The 25,606-nt window shown below is 70.5% G+C and carries 25 protein-coding genes; 9 read left to right on the top strand and 16 right to left on the bottom strand.

The features are described 5' to 3' along the window. Positions 1–10: 10 nt before the first annotated feature. Complete coding sequence (typA, locus tag G408_RS0112180; RefSeq protein ID WP_028771314.1) at positions 11–1,855, bottom strand: translational GTPase TypA; 1,845 nt, start codon at positions 1,853–1,855, stop codon at positions 11–13. 151 nt (positions 1,856–2,006) lie between these two features. Between typA and G408_RS0112175 the strand changes: the two genes are divergently transcribed. Continuing rightward, a complete protein-coding gene (locus G408_RS0112175; RefSeq protein ID WP_028771313.1) occupies positions 2,007–2,513 on the top strand; it encodes a peptidylprolyl isomerase in 507 nt (168 codons plus the stop codon). Positions 2,514–2,518: 5 nt separating this feature from the next. On the opposite strand, the gene G408_RS14620 is transcribed toward G408_RS0112175, so the two are convergent. From G408_RS14620 to G408_RS14955, 3 genes are read right to left on the bottom strand one after another with little or no spacing between them, the layout of a single operon-like run. Next, positions 2,519–3,106 carry a hypothetical protein gene (locus G408_RS14620; RefSeq protein ID WP_037413114.1) on the bottom strand — a complete coding sequence of 196 codons (588 nt, stop codon included), beginning with the start codon at positions 3,104–3,106 and terminating at the stop codon, positions 2,519–2,521. Continuing rightward, on the bottom strand, positions 3,103–4,284 hold the full coding sequence (locus G408_RS0112165; RefSeq protein WP_028771312.1) for a M48 family metallopeptidase: 1,182 nt from the start codon (positions 4,282–4,284) through the stop codon (positions 3,103–3,105). Before G408_RS0112165 ends, G408_RS14620 begins: the two co-directional genes overlap by 4 nt. After that, positions 4,281–5,027: a hypothetical protein gene (locus G408_RS14955; RefSeq protein WP_051282963.1), complete on the bottom strand. Its 747-nt coding sequence runs from the start codon at positions 5,025–5,027 to the stop codon at positions 4,281–4,283. Before G408_RS14955 ends, G408_RS0112165 begins: the two co-directional genes overlap by 4 nt. Positions 5,028–5,176: 149 nt before the next feature. On the opposite strand from G408_RS14955, the gene G408_RS0112155 reads away from it, so the two are divergent. The 4 genes from G408_RS0112155 (at position 5,177) to G408_RS0112140 (ending at position 9,586) form a co-directional block, all read left to right on the top strand. Then, positions 5,177–6,355 carry an aminotransferase class I/II-fold pyridoxal phosphate-dependent enzyme gene (locus G408_RS0112155; RefSeq protein ID WP_245584316.1) on the top strand — a complete coding sequence of 393 codons (1,179 nt, stop codon included), beginning with the start codon at positions 5,177–5,179 and terminating at the stop codon, positions 6,353–6,355. Positions 6,356–6,403: 48 nt separating this feature from the next. Next, on the top strand, positions 6,404–7,390 hold the full coding sequence (locus G408_RS0112150) for a malate dehydrogenase (RefSeq protein ID WP_028771310.1): 987 nt from the start codon (positions 6,404–6,406) through the stop codon (positions 7,388–7,390). 62 nt (positions 7,391–7,452) lie between these two features. Then, entirely contained in the window at positions 7,453–8,340 is an 888-nt protein-coding gene (gene prpB, locus G408_RS0112145) for a methylisocitrate lyase (RefSeq protein ID WP_028771309.1), read from the top strand. A gap of 16 nt (positions 8,341–8,356) precedes the next feature. Next, on the top strand, positions 8,357–9,586 hold the full coding sequence (locus G408_RS0112140) for a nucleoside recognition domain-containing protein (protein ID WP_028771308.1): 1,230 nt from the start codon (positions 8,357–8,359) through the stop codon (positions 9,584–9,586). Here G408_RS0112140 and G408_RS0112135 read toward each other — a convergent pair. After that, complete coding sequence (locus G408_RS0112135; protein WP_028771307.1) at positions 9,568–10,380, bottom strand: ion transporter; 813 nt, start codon at positions 10,378–10,380, stop codon at positions 9,568–9,570. The genes G408_RS0112140 and G408_RS0112135 overlap by 19 nt on opposite strands. A gap of 126 nt (positions 10,381–10,506) precedes the next feature. Here G408_RS0112135 and prpC point away from each other — a divergent pair, with 126 nt between their 5' ends. Beyond that, positions 10,507–11,652 carry a bifunctional 2-methylcitrate synthase/citrate synthase gene (gene prpC / locus G408_RS0112130; protein WP_028771306.1) on the top strand — a complete coding sequence of 382 codons (1,146 nt, stop codon included), beginning with the start codon at positions 10,507–10,509 and terminating at the stop codon, positions 11,650–11,652. A gap of 94 nt (positions 11,653–11,746) precedes the next feature. Here prpC and G408_RS0112125 read toward each other — a convergent pair whose 3' ends face one another. Both G408_RS0112125 and G408_RS0112120 read right to left on the bottom strand, forming a co-directional pair. After that, positions 11,747–12,223, bottom strand: a complete 477-nt coding sequence (locus G408_RS0112125) for a cell wall hydrolase (RefSeq protein WP_028771305.1) — start codon at positions 12,221–12,223, stop codon at positions 11,747–11,749. Between the two features lie 278 nt (positions 12,224–12,501). Further along, positions 12,502–14,520 (bottom strand): NADPH-dependent 2,4-dienoyl-CoA reductase, encoded by a 2,019-nt coding sequence (locus G408_RS0112120; RefSeq protein ID WP_037413112.1) that lies wholly within the window; start codon positions 14,518–14,520, stop codon positions 12,502–12,504. A gap of 230 nt (positions 14,521–14,750) precedes the next feature. On the opposite strand from G408_RS0112120, the gene G408_RS0112115 reads away from it, so the two are divergent. Further along, positions 14,751–15,839, top strand: coding sequence for an OmpA family protein (locus G408_RS0112115; RefSeq protein ID WP_028771303.1), 1,089 nt, complete (start codon positions 14,751–14,753; stop codon positions 15,837–15,839). Positions 15,840–15,967: 128 nt separating this feature from the next. Beyond that, complete coding sequence (locus G408_RS14610; protein ID WP_156890145.1) at positions 15,968–16,402, top strand: hypothetical protein; 435 nt, start codon at positions 15,968–15,970, stop codon at positions 16,400–16,402. Positions 16,403–16,409: 7 nt separating this feature from the next. Here the strand turns inward: G408_RS14610 and G408_RS14605 are convergent, their stop codons facing one another. Genes G408_RS14605 through G408_RS0112070 form a run of 8 tightly spaced genes read right to left on the bottom strand, consistent with a single transcriptional unit; the run spans position 16,410 to position 23,562 of the window. Next, positions 16,410–17,441, bottom strand: coding sequence for an SAM-dependent methyltransferase (locus G408_RS14605; protein ID WP_051282961.1), 1,032 nt, complete (start codon positions 17,439–17,441; stop codon positions 16,410–16,412). A gap of 7 nt (positions 17,442–17,448) precedes the next feature. Beyond that, positions 17,449–18,237 carry a DUF1295 domain-containing protein gene (locus G408_RS0112100; RefSeq protein WP_028771302.1) on the bottom strand — a complete coding sequence of 263 codons (789 nt, stop codon included), beginning with the start codon at positions 18,235–18,237 and terminating at the stop codon, positions 17,449–17,451. Beyond that, on the bottom strand, positions 18,234–18,779 hold the full coding sequence (locus G408_RS14600; RefSeq protein WP_037413110.1) for a DUF2878 domain-containing protein: 546 nt from the start codon (positions 18,777–18,779) through the stop codon (positions 18,234–18,236). Before G408_RS14600 ends, G408_RS0112100 begins: the two co-directional genes overlap by 4 nt. Further along, the gene (locus G408_RS0112090; protein ID WP_037413108.1) at positions 18,779–20,059 is read right to left on the bottom strand and encodes an SAM-dependent methyltransferase; all 1,281 of its coding nucleotides are present in this window, start codon (positions 20,057–20,059) and stop codon (positions 18,779–18,781) included. Before G408_RS0112090 ends, G408_RS14600 begins: the two co-directional genes overlap by 1 nt. A gap of 4 nt (positions 20,060–20,063) precedes the next feature. Next, positions 20,064–20,867 (bottom strand): DUF1365 domain-containing protein, encoded by an 804-nt coding sequence (locus tag G408_RS0112085; RefSeq protein WP_425423354.1) that lies wholly within the window; start codon positions 20,865–20,867, stop codon positions 20,064–20,066. Next, positions 20,864–22,105 (bottom strand): NAD(P)/FAD-dependent oxidoreductase, encoded by a 1,242-nt coding sequence (locus G408_RS0112080; protein WP_028771299.1) that lies wholly within the window; start codon positions 22,103–22,105, stop codon positions 20,864–20,866. Before G408_RS0112080 ends, G408_RS0112085 begins: the two co-directional genes overlap by 4 nt. Further along, positions 22,102–23,058 (bottom strand): acyl-CoA desaturase, encoded by a 957-nt coding sequence (locus G408_RS0112075; protein WP_211226675.1) that lies wholly within the window; start codon positions 23,056–23,058, stop codon positions 22,102–22,104. The genes G408_RS0112080 and G408_RS0112075 overlap by 4 nt, the downstream gene beginning before the upstream one ends. Before the next feature lie 54 nt (positions 23,059–23,112). Next, positions 23,113–23,562, bottom strand: a complete 450-nt coding sequence (locus tag G408_RS0112070) for an OsmC family protein (protein WP_028771297.1) — start codon at positions 23,560–23,562, stop codon at positions 23,113–23,115. A 68-nt stretch (positions 23,563–23,630) separates the two neighbouring features. Here G408_RS0112070 and G408_RS0112065 point away from each other — a divergent pair, with 68 nt between their 5' ends. Continuing rightward, the gene (locus tag G408_RS0112065; RefSeq protein ID WP_028771296.1) at positions 23,631–24,371 is read left to right on the top strand and encodes a pseudouridine synthase; all 741 of its coding nucleotides are present in this window, start codon (positions 23,631–23,633) and stop codon (positions 24,369–24,371) included. 20 nt (positions 24,372–24,391) lie between these two features. On the opposite strand, the gene kbl is transcribed toward G408_RS0112065, so the two are convergent. Next, positions 24,392–25,606 carry a glycine C-acetyltransferase gene (gene kbl / locus G408_RS0112060; protein ID WP_028771295.1) on the bottom strand — a complete coding sequence of 405 codons (1,215 nt, stop codon included), beginning with the start codon at positions 25,604–25,606 and terminating at the stop codon, positions 24,392–24,394.

The raw sequence follows: 25,606 nt of genomic DNA, 5'->3' as shown, positions 1-25,606 counted from the left end.
CGGGAGGGCTTCAGCCGGCGCGGCTGGCGCGCTTGCGGTCGGTCTCGCTGCGCAGCTTCTTGCGCAGGCGGATCTGGTTGGGGGTGACTTCGACGAGCTCGTCGTCGTTGATGAACTCGAGCGCCTGCTCCAGCGACATCTTCACCGGCGGGGTGAGGGCGAGGGCATCGTCCTTGCCGGCCGCGCGGAAGTTGGTGAGCTGCTTGCTGCGGATGGCGTTGACCGTGAGGTCGTTGTCCTTGGCATGGATGCCGACGATCTGGCCCTCGTAGATCTCCTCGCCGGGCTCCACCATCAGCCTTCCGCGCTCCTGCATGGCGAACTGGGCGTAGGCGGTGGAGGTGCCGCCCTCGTTGGCGATCAGCACGCCGTTGCTGCGCTGGCCGATGTCGCCCTCGGCCTTCGGGCCGTAGTGGTCGAAGACGTGGAACAGCAGGCCGGTGCCGGCGGTGAGGGTGCGGAACTCGGTCTGGAAGCCGATCAGGCCGCGGGCCGGGATGATGAACTCCATGCGCACCCGGCCCTTGCCGTCGGGCTCCATGTTCTGCAGCAGCGCCTTGCGCTCGCCCAGGCGCGACATCACGCCGCCCTGGTACTGCTCCTCGAGATCGACCACCAGCGACTCGTAGGGTTCCTGCAGCACGCCATCGATCTCGCGCACGATCACCTCGGGACGCGACACCGCGAGCTCGTAGCCTTCGCGGCGCATGGTCTCGATGAGGATCGACAGGTGCAGCTCGCCGCGGCCGGAGACCTTGAACTTGTCGGCTTCCTCGGTGTCCTCCACCTTCAGCGCCACGTTGTGCGCGCATTCGCGCAGCAGGCGGTCGCGCAGCTGGCGGCTGGTGAGGAACTTGCCGCCCGAGCGTTCCTTGTGGCCGGCGAAGGGCGAATCGTTGACCTGGAAGGTCATCGAGATGGTGGGCTCGTCCACCGTCAGCACTGGCAGCGCCTCGGGGGCCGAGGGATCGCACACCGTCTCGGAGATGCCGAGCTTCTCGATGCCGGAAATGGCGATGATGTCGCCGGCCTGGGCCTCCTTCACCTCGATGCGTTCGAGGCCGTGGAAGCCCATCACCTGCAGCACCTTGCCGCTGCGGGCCTTGCCCTCGCGGTCGATCACCGTCACCGGCATGTTCGGCCGCACCCGGCCGCGCTGCACCCGGCCGACGCCGATCACGCCGACGTAGTTGTTGTAGTCGAGCGAGGTGATGCGCATCTGGAAGGGGCCGTCGAGGTCGACCGGGGGCGGGCCGACCTTGTCGACGATGGCCTGGAACAGCGGAGTCATGTCGCCGCCGCGCACGTCGGCGGAAAGACCGGCATAGCCGTGCAGGGCGGAGGCGTAGACCACCGGGAAATCGAGCTGCTCGTCGGTGGCGCCGAGGCGGTCGAAGAGGTCGAAGGTCTGGTTCAGCACCCAGTCGGGACGGGCGCCCGGGCGGTCGATCTTGTTCACCACCACGATCGGCTTGAAGCCCATCGCGAAGGCTTTCTGGGTCACGAAGCGGGTCTGCGGCATCGGGCCATCCATCGCATCGACCAGGATCAGCACCGAATCCACCATCGACAGCACGCGCTCGACCTCGCCGCCGAAGTCGGCGTGGCCCGGGGTGTCGACGATGTTGATGCGGTACTCCTGGCCGTCCGGGGCGGTCCAGCGGATGGCAGTGTTCTTCGAGAGGATGGTGATGCCGCGTTCCTTCTCGAGGTCGTTGCTGTCCATCACCCGCTCGCCGACCTTGTCGCGCTCGCCGAAGGTGCCGGACTGCTTGAGCAGGCAGTCGACCAGCGTGGTCTTGCCATGGTCGACGTGGGCCACGATGGCGATGTTGCGGAGGTTCTGGATGGACATGGGCAGGCGGCGCCACGGTGGGCGCGCGTAAACGGGCAGGGAAGGAAGCCGGCGAGTATACCGGGCCGGTCTGGCGCGACGTTAACGGCGCCCGGCCGGGACGGCGCCCCCGGGGTACACTGCGCGCCCGACACAAGCGCCGGAGCCGGCCATGACCCTCACCGCCACCTTCCATACCACCCGCGGCCCGATCACCGTGGCCCTGCACGCCGACAAGGCCCCGCTCACCGTGGCCAATTTCGTGAACCTGGCCCGGCGTCGCTTCTACGACGGGCTCAGTTTCCACCGCGTGATCAGTGATTTCATGATCCAGGGCGGCTGCCCCGAGGGGACCGGCCGCGGCGGCCCCGGCTACCGCTTCGAGGACGAGGTGGATACCGGCCTCACCCACCAGCGCGGGGTGCTCTCGATGGCCAATGCCGGGCCCAGGACCAATGGCAGCCAGTTCTTCATCACCCACGTGCCCTGCCCGTGGCTGGATGGCAAGCACACGGTGTTCGGCACGGTGCTTTCGGGCCAGGAGGTGGTGGACGGCATCAAGGCCGGCGACGGCATCGAGAGGATCACCCTCGAGGGCGACGTGGACGCCGTGCTGGCCGCTCAGGCCGAGCGCGTGGCCGAGTGGAACCGGGTGCTGGACGCCGCGGCCCGCCCCTGAGGGCCTCAGGGCACGCGGATCGAGTCCATCAGTGCCGCCACCGCGGCCGCGTCGCGGCCGTGGTAGTGCTCGAGGGGGGCCCGCCAGTACACCAGGGTGAGCTTCCCGGCGCGTTCGAACATCGCCGCGGTGCCGGCATAGCGCAGGCCGTGCGCCGAAGCCATGCGGAACTCGAAGCGCAGGCCCTCGGCGCTGCCGAAGCGGGCCGGCCGCAGGTTCTCGCCCTCCACGTCGGTCCAGCCTTCCTCGCGCAGGGCGGCGAGCAGCAGTTCCTGCTGCTCGTCGGGGCGCAGACCGGGCCGGTACCAGGCGCGGTGCGGGGAGTCGCGGCGCTCGCGGCCGGTCTGGAACACGTGCTCCTTCGGCTTGATGCCGGCGATCAGGTGCAGGGCGTTCAGCGGCGTGCCGTCGATGGTCCAGGTCTCCTGCCGCGGGCCCTTGTAGCGCGCCCAGTCGAGCGTGGTCTCGAGTTCCATGCCCAGTACCTGGGTGCGCCCGGCGCTCTGCAGCCGCCCGCCGGTGGCGCAGGCGGCGAGCAGCAGGGCGGCAAGCAGGGCGGTCAGGGTAAGACGCAGGCGGGGCAGTGGGCTCATGGCGTGAGGCGCTCGAGATCGCGTTCGACGAAGGCCCGGTCGGGAGCCTCGGGGCTGAGGGCGAGGTAGTGGCGCAGGGCCTCCGCGGCCCCGGCGTAGTCGCCGGCCTCGCGCAGGGCGAAGCCGTGCTCACGGAAGGCCGCAGGCGGCGGGGCAGGGCTGGCCACGGCCTCGGCATAGAGCGCCGCGGCGCGTTCGGCATCGCCAGGCTGGCGACGCTGGCGGTAAGCCTCGCCGAGGTAGAAGGCGGTGTGGCCGCGCCATTCCGGCGGGGCATCGGCGTGCAGGCCGCCGATCACCACCACCGAGGTGGCGAAGCGGCGGCGCGAGAGCTCGCCGCGCAGCAGCCGGTCGAGATGCGGGCCGATCGCCGCGAGGTAGCGCTGCCGGCGCGCCGCGGCCTCGGCCGGATCGGGGGGCGGGGCGGACTGGGCTTCGGCGAGGCGGCGGGTGTCTTCCAGGCGTTCGGCGGTGCGCGGGTGGGAGGCGAACACCGGGTTGTGCCGGCGCCCCGCCGTGGCCCGCTCCTCCTCGGCCAGCCGGGCCCAGAGCCGGGCGCCGGCGGCGGGGTCGAAGCCCGAGGCCGCGGCGGCGGCAAGCCCGATGCGGTCGGCCTCGCGTTCGTGTTCGCGGGAGAAGCCGGCCATCCCGGCGTAGCCCGCGAGCTGCGCCACGCTGCCGGCCAGCCCCACTCCGGCGCCGAAGGTGACGAGGCTGAAGGCCCCGAGCGCAGCCGTGCTGCGCTTGGCGCTCTCCCACTGCTGCAGCGAATGCCGCTGCCGGTAGTGGGCGAACTCGTGGCCGAGCAGGAAGGCCAGCTCCGATTCGTCGCGCAGGCGCAGCAGGGCGCCGGTGAAGAGCAGGGTGGCGCCGTTGGGCGCCATCGAGGCATTGAACTCCGGCACCTCGAGCACGTACAGGCGCAGATCGTCGCAGTGCGGGCCGGCCACGGCGCAGAGCTGCCCGCGCAGGTAGCGGTTCAGGGCGGCGTCTTCCAGCACCAGCGGCATCTGCCGCAGCTCGCGCTCGGCCCGGTCCATGGCGTACCACAGCTCGGCCTCGGTGCTGCCGGGGACGGGGCGTTCCCCGGGGGCGATCGGGGCCACTCCGGCCAGCGCCAGGCCGCCGGTGAGCAGGAGGGACGGGACGGCGGCGTGCCGCCACCGGAGGCGGTTCACAGCGGCAGGTCCTCGAGCAGCAGGGCCACGGTCTTTTTCGCCCCCTCGGCCTCGCGCAGGTCGCCGCTCTGCCGCGCCATCAGGTTGAACCACACCACCTGCCCGGTGCGCAGGTCGACCAGGGTGGCCACGCCGAGCTGCAGGCCGCCGCCGATGTCGAGCCCGGTGCCCATGGCGGCCCCGGCGATGAAGCCGAGCACGCGCAGGGCGGTGCGCCCGCCGCTGGCGTAGCTGTCGCGTACATAGGTGAACAGGGCGTAGTCGGCACCGGTGGCCTCGCGCAGGCTGGCCACGCCCTCGCCCAGAGTCCAGTCGAGGCGCGGTCGGCCACGGGCATCGCGCTTGGTGGCGAGCGCCCCGCCGGGCATCGAGAACTGGCTGATCGACAGGGCCACCGCCTCGTTGAGGCGTACCACCTGACCGAGCCGGGAATCGGGGTCGAGGTCGTCGGGCAGGTCGAAGTCGGGGCGCTGCGCGGTGCCGGCGGCCGCCAGCACCTCGCGCACCGCGGCGGCGTAGTGGCGGCGGGCATCGCGGGTCCAGGCCTCGCGCGGCTCCAGAAGGCCGCCGGCGGTGAGCAGGGAGAGCTCGATGTCGGGTTCCACCAGCACCACGCTGCCGGCCACCCGCAGCTCGGCGCCGCTGGCATCGCGGGCGGTGGCGGGGCGGGTCTGGGCCGAGGCGGTGGGAAGGACGAGGCTGGCGGCGAGCAGCAGCGCCGGGAGCAGTCGTGGCAGGGCCATGGCAGACGGGTGGGGCGGGGGGCGCAGGCCCGATGGTGGCGTGGCCCGCGCGGCCCGGGCAAGCCCCGGGGCAGGCACGGGCGCGGTGCTAGAATGCCGGGCTTCGCCGCCGCCGTGAGGGAATCCAGATGCCGCAGTTGAGTCGTCGCATGGGCCACGCCAAGCCGAGCGCCATCATGGCGGTGGCGGAGAAGGCGAAAGCCCTGAAGGCCCAGGGCCGCGACATCATCAGCTTCTCGATCGGCGTGCCGAACTTCCTGCCCGGCGAGCACGTCTACGCCGCCGCCCGCGAGGCGCTGGCCAGGGACAGCGGCCAGTACGGCAGCAACCGCGGCGCCGATGCGCTGCTCGATGCCTTCCTCGGCCACATCGAACGCCTCGGCCTTTCCGGTTACACGCGCAGGCACTGCGCCACCGGTGTCGGTGCCAAGCACCTGCTGTACAACCTGGCCGAGGCCCTGCTCGACCCGGGCGATACCATCGCCTTTGCCACGCCCTACTGGACCACCTACGTCGACATCGCCGACATCGTCGGGGCGAAGACCCTGCTGCTGCCGGCCCCGGCCTCGCAGGATTACAAGATCACCCCGGCCCAGCTCGACGAGGCCCTGGCGAAGAAGCCCAAGGTCTACCTGTTCAACAACCCGTCGAACCCGACGGGCATGGTCTACACCAGGGACGAGATCGCCGCGCTGGCCGAGGTGTTCGCGAAGCACCCCGACACCTGGATCATCAGCGACGACATCTACAACACGCTGGTGTTCGACGGCATCGGCTACCACAACATCGTCAACGCCCGTCCGGAGCTGCGCGAGCGCACGGTGTTCGTCGATTCGCTTTCCAAGACCTACGGCATGCCGGGCTGGCGCGTCGGCCTGATGGCCGGGCCGGAGGTGGTGGCACAGGCGGTGACCACGCTCAATTCCAACCACATCACCAACCTGCCGGAGATCGTCACCGCCGCCGCGGTGGCCGCGCTCGCCGGGCCCCAGGACGTGCCGCAGCAGAAGTGCCGCGAGTTCGAGGCCAAGCGCGACATCGTGCTCGAGGCGCTCGCCGCCATCCCCGGCGTGAAGTGCCCGCGCCCGCAGGGCGCCTTCTACGTCTTCCCGGACATCAGCTGCGCTTTTGGCAAGTCGCATGGCGGCAGGCTGGTGGCCAACGACGTCGAGCTCTGCAACCTGCTGCTGGAGGCGGAGGGCGTGGCCTGCGTGCCCGGCTCGGCCTTCGGCGAGCCCAATGCCCTGCGCATCAGCTACACCTGCCCCGATGCCCAGCTGAAGGAGGGCCTGCGCCGCATCCAGGCCTTCTTCGCCGCCCTGCAGTAAGCCCCTCCTCCCTCTTCCCCACATCCCGCCCCGCCAGGAGCCCACCCCATGAAGAAGCCCGTCCGCGTCGCCGTCACCGGTGCTGCCGGCCAGATCGGTTATTCGCTGCTGTTCCGCATCGCCTCCGGCGAGATGCTGGGCAAGGACCAGCCGGTCATCCTGCAGCTGCTCGAGCTGCCGATGGAGAAGGCCCAGGCCGCGCTCAAGGGCGTGATGATGGAGCTCGAGGACTGCGCCTTCCCGCTGCTGGCCGGCATGGTCGGCACCAGCGACCCGATGGTGGCCTTCAAGGATGCCGACATCGCCCTGCTGGTGGGCGCCATGCCGCGCGGCCCGGGCATGGAGCGCAAGGACCTGCTGCTGAAGAACGCCGAGATCTTCACCGTGCAGGGCAAGGCGCTGGATGCCGTGGCCTCGCGCGACGTCAAGGTGCTGGTGGTCGGCAACCCGGCCAACACCAATGCCTACATCGCCATGAAGTCGGCGCCCGGGCTTCCGAAGAAGAACTTCACCGCGATGCTGCGCCTCGACCACAACCGCGCGCTCTCGCAGCTGGCGGCGAAGGCCGGCGTGGCGGTGGGCGACATCGAGAAGCTCGTGGTCTGGGGCAACCACAGCCCGACCATGTACCCCGATTACCGCTTCGCCACCGCCGGCGGCGTTTCGCTCAAGGACAAGGTGGCCGACGAGGCCTGGAACCGCGAGGAGTTCATCCCCAAGGTGGGCAAGCGCGGTGCGGCCATCATCGAGGCCCGCGGCCTGTCCTCGGCGGCCTCGGCGGCGAATGCCGCCATCGACCACATCCGCGACTGGGTGCTGGGCACGAATGGCAAGTGGGTCACGATGGGCATTCCCTCGGACGGCAGCTACGGCATCCCGCAGGACGTGATGTACGGCTTCCCGGTGACCTGTGCCAACGGCCAGTACGAGATCGTGCAGGGCCTGCCGGTCGACGAGTTCTCGCGCGCCATGATGGACAAGACCCTGGCCGAGCTCGAGGAAGAGCGCTCGGGCGTCGCGCACCTCCTCGGCTGAGGCCGGGAACCCGGGAAAGGCGGCCAAGGCCGCCTTTCTCGTCACTGCACCAAGGAAACACGATGAGCACGAACTCCCCCGGCGCCCGCTTCCGCGCCGCCCTCGCCGCCGAATCGCCGCTGCAGGTGATCGGCGCCATCAACGCCAACCACGCCCTGCTGGCGAAGCGCGCCGGCTACCGCGCCATCTACCTCAGCGGTGGTGGCGTGGCCGCGGGATCGCTCGGCCTGCCCGATCTTGGCATCAGCGGGCTCGAGGACGTGCTGATCGACACCCGCCGCATCACCGATGTCTGCGACCTGCCGCTCCTGGTCGACATCGATACCGGCTTCGGCCCCAGCGCCTTCAACATCGAGCGCACGGTGAAGAGCCTGATCAAGGCCGGCGCCGCCGCCTGCCACATCGAGGACCAGGTGGGGGCCAAGCGTTGCGGCCACCGCCCCGGCAAGGAGGTGGTCTCGACCGAGGAGATGGTGGACCGCGTCAAGGCCGCGGCCGATGCCAAGACCGATCCGGACTTCTTCCTGATCGCGCGCACCGACGCCATCCAGGTGCATGGCGTGGACGCCGCCATCGAGCGCGCCGTGCGCTGCGTCGAGGCCGGGGCCGACGGTATCTTCGCCGAGGCCTCCTATGACCTCGACACGTACCGGCGCTTCGTCGAGGCGGTGAAGGTGCCGGTGCTGGCCAACATCACCGAGTTCGGCAAGACCCCGCTGTTCACCCGCGAGGAGCTGGCCTCGGTGGGCGTGGCCATCCAGCTCTATCCGCTCTCGGCCTTCCGCGCGATGAACAAGGCGGCCGAGGTGGTGTACACCGCCATCCGCCGCGACGGCCACCAGAAGGCCGTGCTCGACCTCATGCAGACCCGCGAGGAACTGTACGAGCGCATCGGCTACCACGCCTTCGAGCAGCGCCTCGACGCCCTGTTCGCCCGCAACGCCGGCTGACGCCCCGCGTCGCGCCGTGCTGAACTGGCTCTGGCTCGGCTTCTTCCTCGCCGCCGCGGTGGCGGGCCTGGCCCGCTGGCTGGTGGGCGGCGACGGCGACGTGTTCTCGGCCATGGTGGCCGCGCTGTTCGACATGGCGCGGCTCTCGGTGGAAGTGATGGTACTGCTCTTCGGCACCCTCACGCTCTGGCTCGGCCTGCTGCGCATCGGCGAGCGTGCCGGGCTGGTGGAAGTCCTCGCGCGCCTGCTCTCGCCGCTGTTCACCCGGCTGATGCCGGAGGTGCCGAAGGGCCATCCCGCGCTCGGCCTTGTCACCCTCAACTTCGCCGCCAACGCGCTCAGCATCGACAACGCCGCCACGCCGATCGGCCTCAAGGCCATGCGCGAGCTGCAGACGCTGAACCCGAGCCCGGAGAGTGCCAGCAACGCCCAGATCCTGTTCCTGGTGCTGAACACCTCCGGGCTCACCGTGCTGCCGGTGACGATCTTCATGTACCGGTTGCAGCAAGGCGCGCCCGATCCCACCCTGGTCTTCCTGCCGATCCTGCTCGCCACCTCGGCCTCCACCCTCGCCGGGCTGCTGGCGGTGGCCCTGGTGCAGCGCCTGCGGCTCTGGGACCCGGTGGTGCTGGCCTGGCTGGGCGGCGTGGCCCTGCTGCTGGGCGGGCTCATGGCCCTGCTCGCGGGCATGGGGGCGGCGGCACTGGCCGCCACCTCCACCCTGGCCGGCAACCTCGCCCTGTTCGCGGTGGTGATCGCCTTCCTGCTCGGCGGGGCCCTGCGCCGGGTGCCGGTGTACGAGGCCTTCGTGGAGGGCGCGAAGCAGGGCTTCGAGGTAGCCCGCGACCTGCTGCCTTACCTCGTGGCCATGCTCTGCGCCATCGGCGTGCTGCGCGCCTCCGGGGCGCTCGACTTCGCCCTCGAGGGCGTGCGCGCGGTGTTCGGCTGGCTCGGCACCGATACCCGTTTCGTCGACGCCCTGCCCACTGCCTTCGCCAAGCCCTTCTCCGGCAGCGCGGCCCGCGCCCTGCTGATCGAGACCATGCAGACGCACGGCGTGGACAGCTTCCCGGCCCTGCTGGCGGCCATGGTGCAGGGCAGCACCGAGACCACCTTCTACGTGCTGGCGGTGTATTTCGGCGCCGTGGGCATCCGCCGCGCCCGCCACGCGGTGGGCTGCGCGCTCACCGCCGATCTCGCCGGCATCCTCGCCGCCATCGCCGTCTGCTACGCCTTTTTCGGCTGATCCCCGTCCAGCCGCCGCGCGAGTTGCGCCAGCTCGGCGCGCAGGGCGCGCACCTCTGCCAGCAGCGGTTCCTCGGCCTGGGCCACGGCCGCCTCCACCGTTTTCTTGCGCTCGGCATCCACCTCCGACTGCATGGCCGAGACCACCACGCCGATGAAGAGGTTGAGGGCGGTGAAGCTGGTGGCGAGGATGAAGGGCACGAAGAACAGCCAGGCCCCCGGGTGCTGCTCCATCACTGGCCGCACGATGCCCATCGACCAGGATTCGAGGGTCATCACCTGGAACAGGGTGTAGAGCGAGGCCGGCACCGAGCCGAACCAGTCGGGGAAGCTCTCGCCGTAGAGCTTGGTGGCCATCACCGCGCCGACATAGAACAGCAGTCCGAGCAGCAGCACGATCGAGCCCATGCCGGGCAGGGCGCCGAGCAGGGCGCCCACCACGCGGCGCAGCGAGGGCACCACGGTGACGAGCCGGAGAACGCGCAGCACGCGCAGGGCGCGCAGCACCGCCAGCGGGCCGGTGGTGGGCAGCAGGGCGATCGCCACCACCACGAAGTCGAACAGGTTCCACGGATCGCGCACGAAGCGCCCGCGCTGCACCAGCAGCTTCGCCAGCAGTTCCACCACGAACACCGAGAGGGCGAAGCGGTCCACCGCGGCGAGCAGGCCGCCGAAGCGGGCGACCACGGCGGGCTCGGTCTCGAGGCCGAGCACCACGGCGTTCACGAGGATCAGGCCGAGGATGAAGCGTTCGGTGAAGCGGTGGGCGAGCAGGCGTTCGAGCAGGGCGGTCATTCGGCGGCGGCTCCGGTGGCTGGCGCCGGGCGGCGTCCCGGCGGGGGTGGTATGGGCGGGGCGTGATTCTAGGCCGCGCGGCCCTGGGGGCGACTCCTATAATCGGGTTTTCTCCGGAGGCCACCCATGACCGAGCAAGTCCTTCCCAAGGCCAAGAAGTCCGTCGCCCTCTCCGGCACGGCGGCGGGCAACACCGCCCTGTGCACCGTGGGCCGCAGCGGCAACGACCTGCACTACCGCGGCTATGACATCAAGGACCTCGCCGAGCAGGCCAGCTTCGAGGAGGTGGCCCATCTGCTGGTGCATGGCAGCCTGCCCACGGCCAGCCAACTTGCCGCCTACAAGACCAAGCTGAAGCGCCTGCGCGGCCTGCCGGCCATCGTCACCGACGCCCTCGAGCTGGTGCCCGCCGCCGCCCACCCGATGGACGTGCTGCGCACCGGCTGCTCGGTGCTGGGCACGGTGCTGCCGGAGCGCGAGGGCCACCCGCCGGCCGAGGCCCGCGACATCGCCGACCGGCTGATCGCCAGCTTCGGCTCCATGCTGCTGTACTGGTGGCATTTCACCCGCAATGGCACCCGCATCGAGACCCGCACCGACGACGATTCCGTCGCGGCGCACTTCCTGCACCTGCTGCACGGCGAGCCGCCGAGCGCCCTGCATGCCCGCTCGCTCGATCGCTCGCTGATCCTTTATGCCGAGCACGAGTTCAACGCCAGTACCTTCACCGCCCGTGTGATCGCCGGCACGGGCTCCGATCTCTACTCCTGCATCACCGGCGCCATCGGCGCCCTGCGCGGCCCGAAGCATGGCGGCGCCAACGAGGTGGCGATGGACATCATCGCCCGCTACCGCACGGCCGACGAGGCCGAGGCCGACATCCGCGCCCGTGTCGAGCGCAAGGAGATCGTGATCGGCTTCGGACATCCGGTGTACACCATCGGCGACCCGCGCAACCCGATCATCAAGGAGATCTCGCGCGCCCTGTGCCGGGACGGCGGCAACCCGGTGCTGTTCGAGGTGTCGGAGCGCATCGAGACCCTGATGTGGGACATGAAGAAGATGTTCCCCAATCTCGACTGGTACTCGGCCTCGGCCTACCACATGATGGGCATCCCGACGCCGATGTTCACCCCGCTGTTCGTCATCGCCCGCACCACGGGCTGGAGCGCGCACGTGATCGAGCAGCGCGAGGACGGCAAGATCATCCGTCCGAGCGCGAACTACATCGGCCCGGAGGACCGGGCCTACGTGCCGATCGAGCGTCGTTGACGCCCTGCGCCGCCCCGGCCGGGGCGGCCTTGCAGCCGGCGGCCCTGCCGCGTGCAGTGGCGGGGGCCGTCCGGCCAGCCGCCCGCTGGCGCCGTCAGTGGCGTTCGCCGGCCGTGTCTTCCCGCGGGTGCAGGCGATTCACCCGGAAGAAGGTGTGGTCATCGATGGTGGCCACCTGCGGGTAGTGGGCCCAGGCCGGGTTGGCGATGTCCATGGCGGCGAAATGGCTGGCGCCGGGCACCACCTCGCGGCGCTCGCCGCGCGGCCGGTTCCATTCCTTCTGGGCGGCGAAGGCCACGGCCACCGCCTTCTCCCAGGCTTTCACGTTCTTCAGCCGGGTGGACGGGGGCAGCAGGGACGGGGCGAACTGCTTCGGGGCTTTCACCACCTGGCAGACATCCCCGCCCCAGACGCCGGAATCTCGGCGGCGCAGGGCCACTTCGGCAACGGCACGCTGGCCCAGTTCGGACTGGTTGCGGGCCTCGAGATAGACGGTAGTGGCGAGGCAGAGCGGCTCGGCCTGGGCCGGGGGCAGCAGGGTGGCCAACCACAGCAGAAACGAGAGTTCCATGGCGTTCCTTGCTCCGTTGCGTCCTTGGCATCCCGGGCGCTCTACTGCGCGGGCGGAGCCAATGACCTGGCGTGATGGGGACGAACGGGTCCAGAGGGCCTGACCCGCCTTCCCGCCCTGCGGGGCGGGAAGCTCCCGAAGCGCCATGAGCCCGGGAGTCACGAACTGCCCGTCCCGGCCGAGGGGCCTGGGCAGGCGGGGCGAACCGTACCCGGGGCTTTCCCAACCCCGGCTGAACGGGAAAATGCCAAGTGACTGAATTTCTTGGGGCTTTTGCTCTAGAGCGCCGCCGCCACCCGGGTGCCCTGGGCGATTGCCCGCTTGGCGTCGAGCTCTGCCGCCACGTCGGCGCCGCCGATGAGCTGCACCGGCACCCCGGCCGCACGCAGGGGGTCGGCCAGTTCCCGCTGCGGTTCCTGGCCCGCACAGATCACCACATGGTCCACCGGGAGCAGGGTGTCCCTGCCCTCGATCCGGACATGGAAACCGGCATCGTCCACCTTGAGGTATTCCACGCCGCCGAAGGCCTTCACCCCCTTCATCTTCAGTGCCGCCCGGTGGATCCAGCCGGTGGTCTTGCCGAGCCGGGCGCCGGGGCGGCCGGGGGAGCGCTGCAGCAGCCAGACCTCCCGTGCCGCCTGCTCCGGGCGGGGCCTGGCAAGGCCGCCAGGGCGCTCGAAGTCGGGGTCCACGCCCCACTCCGCCATCCAGGCCTGCGGATCGAGGCTGGGCGAAGGTCCGGCATGCACGAGGTATTCCGCCACATCGAAGCCGATGCCGCCGGCGCCGACGATGGCCACCTTGCGGCCCACCTGCACCCGGCCGGTGAGCACCTCGAGATAGCCCACCACCTTGGGATGGTCGTGGCCGGGGAAACCGACCCGCCGCGGGACGATGCCGGTGGCCAGCAGCACCTCGTCGAAGCCGGCGAGGTCGGCGGCCTCCACCCGGGTGCCAAGGCGCTGTTCGACGCCGTGTTTCGCCAGCAGGGTGCGGAAGTAGCGCAGGGTCTCGTGGAATTCCTCCTTGCCCGGGATGGTCTTGGCCAGGTTGAACTGGCCGCCGATCTCCGGGGCGGCGTCGAACAGGGTCACCGCATGCCCGCGCTCGGCGGCAGTGGTGGCGGCCGCCAGCCCGGCCGGGCCGGCGCCGACCACGGCCACCCGCTTCTTCTGCGTGGCCGGGCGGATCACCAGCTCGGTCTCGGCGCAGGCCCGGGGGTTCACGAGGCAGCTCGCCTTCCTGTTCTCGAACACATGGTCGAGGCAGGCCTGGTTGCAGGCGATGCAGGTGTTGATCTCGTCCACCCGGCCCTCGCGGGCCTTGGCCACCCAGGCCGGGTCGGCCAGCAGGGGGCGGGCCATGGAGACGAGGTCGACCTCGCCCGCGGCGAGGATGCGCTCGGCCACGTCCGGCATGTTGATGCGGTTGGTGGCGACGAGCGGCAGCCTCACGTGCGGGCGTAGCTTGGCGGTGACGCCCGCGAAGGCGGCGCGCGGCACCGAGGTGGCGATGGTCGGCACCCGCGCCTCGTGCCAGCCGATGCCGGTGTTGATGATCGTGGCGCCGGCAGCCTCGATGGCCTTGGCCTGCATCACGATCTCGTCCCAGGCCGCGCCGCCGTCCACCAGTTCCAGCATCGAGAGCCGGTAGATCAGGATGAAGTCCGGGCCCACCGCCTCGCGGATGCGGCGCACGATCTCCACCGCGAAGCGCATGCGCTTCTCCGGGCTGCCGCCCCACTCATCCGTGCGCTGGTTGGTGCGGGCGGAGAGGAACTGGTTGATGAGGTAGCCCTCGGAGCCCATCACCTCGACGCCGTCATACCCGGCTTCGCGGGCCAGCCGGGCGGTGCGGACGAAGGCCCGGATCTGCCGCTCCACCCCCCGGGCCGAGAGGGCGCGGGGCTTGAAGGGATTGATCGGCGCCTGGATGGCCGAGGCCGAGACCGAGAGCGGGTGGTAGGCATAGCGGCCGGCATGCAGGATCTGCAGGCAGATCTTCCCGCCCTCGGCATGCACGGCCTGGGTGACGATGCGGTGCTTGTGCACTTCCCAGGGCCAGGAGAGCTTGCCGGAGAAGGGTTTCAGCCAGCCCACCACATTGGGCGCGATGCCGCCCGTCACCATCAGGCCGACGCCGCCGCGGGCGCGCTCCGCGAAGTAGGCCGCCAGTTTCGGGAAGTCGCGCGAGCGGTCCTCGAGGCCGGTGTGCATCGAGCCCATCAGCACGCGGTTGGGCAGGGTGCAAAAGCCGAGGTCGAGGGGGCGGAAGAGATGGGGGAAGCGGGCCGTCATCGTCAATACGGTGGCGTAGGGTGAAGCTCCCAGCATGCCGCCGCGGGCGCGGGCGCACAAGCGGAGGGGCGGCGGCTGAACGGCCATTCCGCGATGTGAAGGCAGCGAGAGCCGTTCAGCTTCGAGGCGCTTGTCACGTCTTAGCGCGGTGTTAACATCCCCCCGGCAAGGCCCCCCGGGATTGGGGTAGGCCTGCAGGGCAGCCCATACCCCCTAAGAGGAGTCGTTCCATGAAGAAGCATCTGCTGTGTGTGGCCATTTCGGCCGCCGCGCTCGCGAATGTGGCGATGGCGCAGGAGTTCGATGACCGCTGGTACCTGTCGGGTACCGTGGGCGTGAACCTGCAGGACAATGACCGCGCCACCGTGAACAAGGGCGAGTACGGCTTTGGCGTCGGTCGGTTCTTCGACCAGCGCTGGTCGCTGGACTTTGGCGTCTATTCGACCAACCCGGCCTTCGACGCCAACCGCGACCTCAACTTCAGCCAGTGGGGCTTCGCCGCCGACCTGCGCTACCACTTCCGTGATGGTGGCGAGACTTGGTGGCCCTACCTGAAGGGTGGCGTCGGCATGCAGCGCGCCGAGGAGGAGTTCAACGCCTTCCCGAACCCGAACTCGCCCGGCCAGCGCAAGGACAACAATCTCGCCATCGACCTCGGCGGCGGTCTGCAGGCCGACTACTCGAACTTCAGCATGCGCCTGGAGGCGGGCATCCGCACGGCGATGGACGACCAGTCGCGCGTCTCGCCGAGCAGCGACTACTTCAATGATGCCTACATCAAGACCTCGATCCTGATCCCGCTGGGCGCCAAGGCCGCCCCGCCGGCGCCGCCGGCCCCGGCTCCCGCGCCGGCCGCCCCGCGCTGCGAGGACCTGGACGATGACGGCGATGGCGTGAACAACTGCGTCGACCGCTGCCCGAACACCCCGGCCGGCACGGCCGTGGGCCCGGACGGCTGCCCGGTGCCGCTGACCATCGACCTGCGCGGCGTGAACTTCGACTTCGACAAGGCCACCCTGCGCCCGGATGCGGTCGCGGTGCTGAACGAGGCCATCGAGATCCTGAAGCGCTACCCGCAGCTCCGCGTGGAAGTGGCCGGTCACACCGACCTCTGCGGTAACGATGCCTACAACCAGCGTCTGTCGGAGAACCGTGCCCGCACGGTGTACAACTACATGACCAGCAACGGCATCGACGCCTCGCGCCTCGTGGGTCCGATCGGTTATGGCGAGAGCCGTCCGCTCGAGCCCACTCCGCAGACCTTCCCGGCCTGCAAGAGCGAGAAGAACCGCCGCACCGAGCTGAACGTCCAGAACTGACACGTTTCGCCCTGACGGCAACCGAGAACGCCCCGCAAGGGGCGTTCTCTTTTTTCCGCGCCGCCTTGTGGCCGGCGATGTGGCTGCGTAAGCTCGGCGCCACGTTCCTGATCCCAAGGGTGCTGCCCGTGGCCCGACGCGCCGTCCTGCTTTCCGCCTCCCTCCTCCTCGGCCTCGCCCCGCTGGCACAGGCGGCTCCGGCCCCGGAACTCGCCGCCGTGCCGACGCTGCCGGCCTCGGCTGCTCCAGTCACCCTGCAGGGCTTCCTCGAGCGCATCCGCCGTCCGGCCGCCGCGGCGCCCGCCGCCGCCAGCCCCGCCGCGGGCTACGTGCCGCGCACGGCGCACGACAACAGCCCCTACCGCTTCGACATGACGCAGAACGGCCGCCGCATGACGGCGGATGAGTTCGATGCCTGGATGAAGGCCCGAGGCATTCGCGTGGCCACTGGCAAGCCGGCCACCCCGGCCCCGGCAGAATCTGCCGCGGCGCCGTCCCAGCCTGCGGCGGGCAGCGCCCCGGCGCCGGCGGCCTGCCAGCCGAGCGCTACCCTCACCTGCTAATGCGGCCTCAGCGCCGCACGAAGCGGTAGTGGGCCACGCCCCACTCGCTGCCGCCGGCGTAGCCGAACAGCTCGGCGCAGGCCATCCAGAACATGCGCCAGCGCTGCGCCCAGCGCGCGGCGTCCTTCGCGCCATAGGCCTCGCCCAGCACCCGCAGCACTTCCTCGCCGTGCAGGTCCTGGTTCGCCAGCCAGTGGTCGGCGGTCTTCTGGTAGTGCACGCCCGAGAGCAGCCAGCGCTGCTCGATGCGCAGGGCGTTCTGGAAGTGCAGCAGGGTATCCGCCGAGGGCATCAGGCCGCCGGTGAAGAAATAGCGGCCCATCCAGTTGTCCTCGCCCTCGGTCTCGAAGGGGTACATCAGGCTGCGGTGGCAGAAGATGTGCACGAAGAGCTTGCCGCCGGGCTTCAGCCAGCGGGCGATGTTGCCGAGCAGCACCTCGTAGTTGCGCATGTGCTCGAACATCTCGATCGACACGCAGCGGTCGAAGGTGTCGGCGGCCAGGTCGAGCCGGTTCACGTCGGTGGTGAGGATCTCGACGTTGGCGAGGCCGCGCGCTGTGGCCTGGGCAAGGATGTGCTCGCGCTGGGTGCGTGAGTTCGATACACCGGTGATCCGCGCGTTCGGGAAGCGCTCGGCCATCCACAGGGTGAGCGAGCCCCAGCCGCAGCCCAGCTCGAGGATGCGCTGGCCGTCCTTCAGCTCGGCGCGCTCGCCGTACAGAGCGAGCATCTTCTCCTCAGCCTCGTCGAGGCTCTCGTTGCCCTCAGGGTAGTAGCAGGCCGAGTACTTCAGCCGTCGGCCGAGGCACAGCTCGAAGAAGCGCGTCGGCACCTCGTAGTGCTGCTCGTTCGCGGCGGCCACCTCGATGGCGATCGGGCTGCCGCGCAGCTCCGAGAGCAGGGTGCGGAAGCGGGCATCGGCGCGCTCGAGGTCGTGGGCGTGTTCGTCGCGGAGGCGCTGGCGGCACAGGCGGCGGATGCCGAGCCGGGTGAGGACGTCGGGCACGAGGCCGCGTTCGCAAAGGTCGATCAACGCCATTCGGGAGTCAGTCCGGGGTCGGGGTCTTGGGGGGCCAGGGGAAGAAGGCGCTGACCTCGCGCTGGTAGCGCCGGTAGTCCTCGCCGCGCGAGCGCAGCGCCTGGGCCTCGGTCCAGGGGATGCCGCTGACGCGCCAGAGGAAGGCCAGCATCAGCACTGGGCCGATGAGGCTCCAGCCGAAAGCCGGCCCGCACCAGGCCAGCAGCGGGTAGGCGAACCAGTGCAGCCATTCGAAGAAGTAGTTGGGATGGCGCGACCAGGCCCAGAGCCCGACCCGGCAGGTGCGGCTACGGTTGGCCGGGTTGGCGCGGAAGGCATCGAGCTGGCGGTCGGCCAGGGTCTCGCCGCCGATCGACAGCAGCCAGACCAGCACGGCGGCGAGCATCAGCGGCTCGAACAGGTCGGCATTGGCGCTGGCTGCGGCAGCGAAGGGGATGGAGAACAGGCCGACCACCAGGGCCTGGGCCTGGAAGAACAGGAACCAGCGGGCCGGGGAATCGCCGATGGCGGCGCGCATGGCCTGGTAGCGGCCATCTTCGGGTTCGCGCAGCACCCGGTGCAGCAGATGCAGGCAGAGGCGGGCGCCCCAGATGCCGCCCATCAGCGCCACCAGAGTGCGTGGCAGCACATTGCCTTCACCCACGAGGCCGGCGAACAGGGCTGCGAGTGCCATGAAGCCCGCCCAGGCCACGTCGACGTAGCCGACGTTGCGCAGGCGCATCGAGACCTGCCAGACCACCGTCATACCGACGGCGGCGCCGAGCCAGCAGAGCAGGACGATGCTCCAGAGGCTCATGCCGTGGCCTCACGGGTCCGGGGGGGCGGAGTGCGGGCACCGGTGGCGTAGAGCAGGGGCAGGGCCAGAGCCCAGCCAAGGCCGACGAGGGCCAGCGCCGGGGCGGTGCCGGCCTCGAAGGCCACGGCGCCGAAGCCGCGCTGGGCGGCCCAGTACGCCAGGGGGCCGCCGACGAGACCGAAGGCGGCCGCGGCGGCGGGGCGGCCGCGCAGGAAGGCCATGGAATGGTGCAGGGTGAGGGCGAAACCGGCCCACATGGCAAGGATCCAGCCCGGGGCCAGGGCATCGGAGGGCCAGGCCCCGGCGTAGCGCAGAAGGCCGCTGGCGGCGAACAGGGAATCGACTACCGCTCCCAGGGCGAGGGCCAGCGCCAGCAGGCGCAGATCGCCGCGGCGGTCGGGGCTGGCGGCGAGGTGCGCCGCCACGAAGACGGATGCGACGAGCGGTCCGAGCCAGGGCCGGCCGCTGCCGGCACCGAACACGCTGGCGAACCAGACTGCCTGGAAGCCGAGCAGGTTGGCGATGCGGAACCCGAGGGCCATCAGGTGGCCTCGGGGGCGGGGAGCCAGGGGGCGCGGCGGTTCAGCGGCCGGGCGAAGAGCAACTGCGAGACGCCGATCGAGCGCTCGAGGAAACCGCCTTCGCAGTAGGCGAGATAGAACTCCCACATGCGGATGAAGCGCTCGTCGTAGCCGAGGGCGCGCACCTCGGGCAGGCGGGTGAGGAAACGCTCGCGCCAGTGGCGCAGGGTGAGGGCGTAGCTCGGCCCGAAATCCTCCTGCGAGAGGAGGCGCAGGTCGGTGCTGCGCGCCATGGCGCCAGTGATGGCGCTGATCGAGGGGATGAAGCTACCCGGGAAGATGTGGCGCTTGATGAAGTCCACCGAGCGCATGGCCTGCGGGTAACGGTGGTCCTCGATGGTGATGGCCTGGACGAGGGCGAGGCCGTCCGGCTTCAGCAGCGAGGCGCACTTCGCCATGTAGGTATCGAGGTACTGGTGGCCGATGGCCTCGATCATCTCGATCGACACCAGTTTGTCGTAGGTGCCGGAAAGATCGCGGTAGTCCTCGAGCAGCACGGTCACGCGGTCGGAGAGCCCGGCCCGCGCCACCCGCTCGGTAGCGAGTGCGTGCTGTTCCTTCGAGATGGTGGTGGTGGTGACCCGGCAGCCGAAGCGGCGCGCGGCATACAGGGCCATGCCGCCCCAGCCGGTGCCGATCTCGACCAGGTGGTCGGTAGGCTTGAGGTCGAGCTTGCGGCCGATGCGCTCGAGCTTGCGCCGCGAGGCGATTTCGAGGGATTCGTCGGGGGAGGCGAAGATCGCCGAGGAGTACATCAGCTCCTCGCAGAGGAAGAGCCGGAACAGCGCGTTGCCGAGGTCGTAGTGGGCGGCGATGTTCTTCCGCGCCCCGGCCCGGGTATTGCGGCGCAGGGCGTGCAGGCCCTTCATCAGCCAGCCGCCGAGGCGGGCGGTGCCGCCCTCCATGGCGTCCAGAAGGTCGCGGTTGAGCACCAGCAGGCGCACCAGGTCGACGAGCTCGGCGCAGCGCCAGAGCCCGTCCATGTAGGCCTCGGCGGCACCCACCGAGCCGCCGGTGGCAATGCGGGCATAGGTCTCGAGGTCCTGCACCTGCAGGCGGGCCACCGGGGCTCCGGCGGCCGGCTCGGCCTCGCCGAGGCGCACCGTGCCCAGCGCGTCCTCGATGACCAGCTGGCCGTGGCGGATCGGCGCCAGGCGCTCGAGCAGGCGGGCGCGCAGCCAGCGCTGGCTGGCGGACACGGGGGCGGTGTCGGTCGGCATGGCGTCGGCGGGCAGGCTCATGGGCTCAGAGGCGGGCGGCAGGGTCGGGGTGGGGGTGGAAAGGCACGCGCTTGAGGGTGAGACGGAGCGCCTGCCAGTAGATGCCGGCGAGGACCTTGGCGGTCATGAAGGGATACCGGGCGAGGCATGAAGCCAGCGTGTTGCCCTGCAGCGGACGGCGCTCCAGCGTGAGCGTGGCGTCGAACTCGCGCGCCTCGCCGGCGAGCACCTCCATGTGCACGTGCAGGTCTGCCCCGGGCGGGGTGAACACCCAGTGGTAGCGCCGGTCCATGGGCAGGAAGGGGGACACGTGGAAGGTCTTGTCGAAGCCGAAGTGCAGGCTGCGGCCGCGTGCCTCGGCCCGCTCCACCGGCAGCAGGTAGGCATGGTGCTGGCCCCAGGGCGTGTTGGTGATCTCGGCCAGCACCCAGTCGAGGGTTTCGCCGTCCTCGCGGTAGCCGTAGTAGAAGCTCACCGGGTTCTGCACGTAGCCGAAGTAGCGCAGGTGGGTGAGCAGGCGGACCGGCCCCGGCGCCGGGCGGCCCAGTTCCGCTTCCACGCGCCGGCGCACGGCGGACTCGAGGGGCAGGGCAGGATCGCCGAAGTAGTCGCTGCGGCGGAACTCGGCGAGGTTGCGGCGGCCCACCGACCACAGCCAGCGCCCCTGGAATACCCGGTCCAGTTCGGAAAGATCGAGGAAGGGCTGGAAGAGCCGGTAGCGGAACTGGTGCATGGCTGGCGAGAAGCGCCGGTGCCGCACCCAGCCTTCGTAGACGGCGCTCCGCAGGGCTTCGCCCACGGGCGCCCGGCGTTCGTCGCCAGGGCTCACCAGACCACCCCGAGGCCGGTGGCGGCCGCCACGCCGGCGCGCATGCCGTCCTCGTGGAAGCCGAAGCCCTGCCAGGCTCCGGCGAACCAGGTGTGGCGGCGGCCGTTGAGCTCGCCCACCCGGGCCTGGGCCGCGACGCTGGCGTGGGTGTAGACCGGGTGGTGGTAGACCATGCGCGCCAGCACCCGGGAAGGATCGATGGCCGCCGAGCGGTTCAGCGTGACCACGAAGGGCTCGGGCGAATCGAGGCCCTGCAGCAGGTTCATGCAGTAGCTCACGCTGCATTCCGCCCCGGGGGCGGCCGGCACGAAGGCGTTCCAGGCCGCCCAGGCCTTGCGGTGGCGCGGCAGCATTCGGCGGTCGGTATGCAGCACCACCTCGTTGCGCTGGTAGGGAATGGCGCCCAGCACCTCACGCTCGAGGGCATCGGCATCGCCCAGCAGGGCCAGCGCCTGGTCGCTGTGGGTAGCGATGACGATGGCATCGAAGCGGTCCTCGCCGGCCACGTGCTTCACCCGCACGCCCTCTTCGTCGCGGGTGACGCGCTGCACCGGGCAGGCCAGCCGCGTCTCGACCGTCCAGCGCGCCTTCATCGCCTCGACATAGGTTGAGGAGCCGCCCTTCACCACCTTCCACTGCGGCCGGCCCTCCACCTGCAGCATGCGGTGGTGGTCCATGAAGCGCACGAGGTATTTCGCCGGGAACTCGAGGATCTTCGCCGAGGGCGAGGACCACAGGGCCGAGGCCATCGGGACCAGGTGGGCCTCGCGGAACAGGGCGGAGTAGCGGTTCTGTTCCAGGTACTCGCCGAGCGAGGGGCCGGGGCCGGGCTCGCGCAGCAGGGCGCCGGCCTCGCGGTAGAAGCGCAGGATGTCGCGCACCATGCCGAGGAAGCGCGGCAAGAACAGGTTGCGGCGCTGGCAGAACAGGGTATCGAGGCGGGTGGCGTTGTATTCGAGGCCGGTCGCTTCCACCTGCACGCCGAAGCTCATGGTGGTGTCCTGCGAGGCCACGCCGAGTTCGTCGAACAGCCGTGTGAGCAGCGGGTAGTTGTGCGGGTTGTGGACGATGAAGCCGGTATCCACGCGGTAGCGCACGCCGGCCTGCTCTACCTCGTGCGTGTGGGTATGGCCGCCCAGCCGCGCCTCGGCCTCGAACAGCACTACCTCGTGCTGGCGGGAGAGCAGCCAGGCGGCGGAAAGCCCGGCGATGCCGCTGCCGACGACGGCGACCCTCACGCGGCCTCCGGGCGCGGCTTGCGGAAGGCTTCGGGCACCGGCTTGAGGTCCCAGACCAGGCGGCACCAGCTCATCAGCTTCAAGCCGTAGTAGGTGAAGTCGTATTCCCACCAGCGGAAGCCCTGCCGCGCCGAGCCCGGGTAGTGGTGGTGGTTGTTGTGCCAGCCCTCGCCGAAGGTGAGCAGGGCGAGGAACCAGTTGTTGCGCGAGTCGTCGCGGGTGGGGAAGCGGCGGCGGCCGAAGCGGTGGGCGAAGGAATTGATGGTGACGGTGACGTGGAACAGCACCACGGTGGAGATGAAGAAGCCCCAGACCAGGAGTTGCGGGCCGTTGGTGCCGAGCCCGGGCGCTGCGGTCTCCAGCCACTCGCCGAGCAGGAACAGTCCGCAGGCCAGCAGCACCGGCACGAGAATGTCGAAGCGGTCGAGCAGGCGCAGCTCGGGGAACTTCGCCAGGTCCTTCACCGCCTCGAGGTTGGTGCGGAAGGCGCCGCGGGTGAGGAACCAGCCCATGTGGCTGTACCAGAAGCCCTTGTGCCGCGGCGAATGCGGGTCGGCCTCGGTGTCGCTGGCGCGGTGGTGCTGGCGGTGGTGCGCCGCCCACCACAGCGGCCCGCGCTGCACGCTGCTGGCGCCGAGCACGCCGAACAGGAACTGCACCGGACGCGAGGTGCGGAAGGCCTTGTGCGAGAAATAGCGGTGGTAGAAACCGGTGATGGCGAACATCCGCACCACGTAAAGAGCGATGGCCACGCCCACCGCGAAGGGGCTCACCCCCACCCAGAGCACGCCGAGGCAGGCAAGGTGCAGGCCGATGAAGGGCAGCACACGCAGCCAGTCGATGCGCGCGGCCTCGGCAGCGTCGAGGGGATCGTCGGCGGCAGTGTCGAACCAGCGGACCACGGCGACGGCGGCCCGGCGCCAGAGCGAGGGGGGAGGGGGAGCGGCTTGCATGGCGCGACTCTACGCGGGGCGGCGGTGAGAAGCCGGTGAACCGGGCGGCCCGGCTCAGCCGGGCAGCACCTCGACTTCGGCGCGCACGGAGTTGGCGATGAAACAGTTGGCATGCGCCCGCTCGTGCAGCCGTTCCAGTTCCTCGGCCGTGGGCTGCTTTTCGCCGGAGAAGGCCACCTTCGGCCGCAGGGTGATGTGGGTGATGGCCATCCGCTCCTCGGCGTTCTTGTCCAGCCGGCCGCTCGCGCTGTCCTCGTAGCGGTCGACCACGTAGCCGCGCTTCGCGCACACGGCGAGGAAGGTGAGCATGTGGCAGGAGGCCAGTGCCCCGACCAGCAGGGTTTCCGGATTCAGGGCCTTGGGGTTGCCGGCGTAGGCCGGGGCCGAGGAGGCCAGGGTCTCCAGGCCGTTCTCGAACACCAGGCGGTGGTCGCGGGAATAGGTTTCGTAGGTGAACGCGGCATCGCCGCGGCTCCAGGCAAGGGTGGCGGTGTGTTCCGACATGGCAGGCCTCGGGTGGGTGGAGGTGCCACAGCGTAGCCAAGCCGCGGGGGTTTTCGGATCATGCCGGCATGCCTGCCCGTGCCTTTTCCCCGCTGCCGCCCCGCCATGGCCTAGCGCGGGTGCTCTCGAAGGCGGGGCTGGCCTCCCGGACGGTGGCCGCCGCCTGGGTGCGTGCGGGCCGGGTGAGCGTGAACGGGCGGGTGGTGCGCGACCCGGAGCATCCGGTGCGTGCCGGTCTGGACGCCGTGGCTGTGGATGGCCGGCCGCTGGCCGCGGTCGAGCGGGTCTACCTTGCACTCAACAAGCCGCGTGGCCTCGTCACCACGGCCGACGACGAGCAGGGGCGGGAGACGGTGTACCGCTGCCTCGAGGGCGCCGGCCTGCCCTGGGTGGCCCCGGTGGGGCGCCTCGACCAGGCCAGCGAAGGCCTGCTGCTGTTCACCAATGACCCCGGCTGGGCGGCGGCCATCACCGATCCTCGCCGCGGGCCGGACAAGACCTACCACGTGCAGGTGGAGGGCGTGCCGGACGAGGCCGTGCTGGCCGCCATGCAGGACGGTATCGAGGACCGTGGCGAGCGGCTCTCGGCCAAGGCGGTGCGCCTGTTGCGCAGTGGCGGCAGGACGGCCTGGCTGGAGGTGGTGCTGGACGAGGGGCGCAACCGGCAGATCCGCCGCCTTGCCGCGGCGGCGGGCTTTCCGGTGCGCCGCCTCGTGCGGGTGGCGATCGGCGGGCTCGTGCTCGGCACCTTGCCGAAGGGGGCGTGGCGCCACCTCGAGGCCCGCGAGGTGGCGGCGCTGCGCGGCTGAGCCGGGCGCGATGCCCGGTCTCAGGCCTGGATGACGCCGAGCTCGCGGCCGACCTTGGTGAAGGCGGCGATGGCGCGGTCGAGGTGCTCGCGGGTATGCGCGGCGCTCATCTGGGTGCGGATGCGGGCCTGGCCCTTGGGCACCACCGGGAAGAAGAAGCCGATGGCGTAGATGCCTTCCTCCAGCAGGCGCTCGGCGAAGCGTTGCGCCAGCGGGGCGTCGTAGAGCATCACCGGGCAGATCGGATGCTGACCCGGCTTGAGCTCGAAGCCGGCGGCGGTCATGCGTTCGCGGAAATAGGCGGTGTTGGCGGCGAGGCGCTCGCGCAGCTCGCCAGCGGCGTCCAGCATGTCGAAGGCCTTGAGGCCCGCGGCCACCACGTGCGGCGGCAGCGAGTTGCTGAACAGATAAGGCCGCGATCGCTGGCGCAGCAGCTCGATCACTTCCCTGCGGCCGGTGGTGAAGCCGCCCAGGGCGCCGCCCATGGCCTTGCCCAGGGTGCCGGTGAAAATGTCGATCCGGTCCATCACGCCCTTCACCTCGGCGCTGCCGCGGCCTGAGCGCCCAAGGAAGCCGGTCGCGTGGCACTCGTCGATGTGCACCATCGCCCCGTACTTCGCCGCCAGCGTGGTGATCTCGTCGAGCGGGGCGATGAAGCCGTCCATCGAGAACACGCCATCGGTGGTGATCAGGATGTCGCGCACGCCATCGGCGCGGGCCTGCTGCAGCTGCTTCTCGAGGTCGGCCATGTCGCAGTTGGCGTAGCGGTAGCGCTTGGCCTTGCACAGGCGCACACCGTCGATGATCGAGGCGTGGTTGAGGCTGTCCGAGACGATGGCGTCTTGTTCGCCCAGCAGCGGTTCGAACAGGCCGCCGTTGGCGTCGAAGCAGGCGGCGTAGAGGATGGTGTCCTCGGTGCCGAAGAAGCGGGCGATCTTCGCCTCCAGGGCCTTGTGCAGGTCCTGGGTGCCGCAGATGAAGCGCACCGAGGCCATGCCGAAGCCATGGGTATCGAGCGCGGCCTTGGCGGCGGCGATGATGTCCGGGTGGTCGGCAAGGCCGAGGTAGTTGTTGGCGCAGAAGTTCAGCACCGTGCGCCCGTCGGCCAGCCGGATCTCGGCCGACTGCGGGCTCGTGATGATGCGCTCGGCCTTGAACAGGCCGGCGGACTGGATCTCGGCGAGCTCGGCGGCATAGCGGGCTTGCGCGGGGTAGCGCGGGGCGGGGGTCGGCAT

The sequence above is a fragment of the Silanimonas lenta DSM 16282 genome (genome assembly GCF_000429065.1).
GTDB classification, from domain to species: domain Bacteria; phylum Pseudomonadota; class Gammaproteobacteria; order Xanthomonadales; family Xanthomonadaceae; genus Silanimonas; species Silanimonas lenta.
Note: the sequence above shows the minus strand (reverse complement) of the source record. Positions and strands in the feature narration are given on the sequence as shown.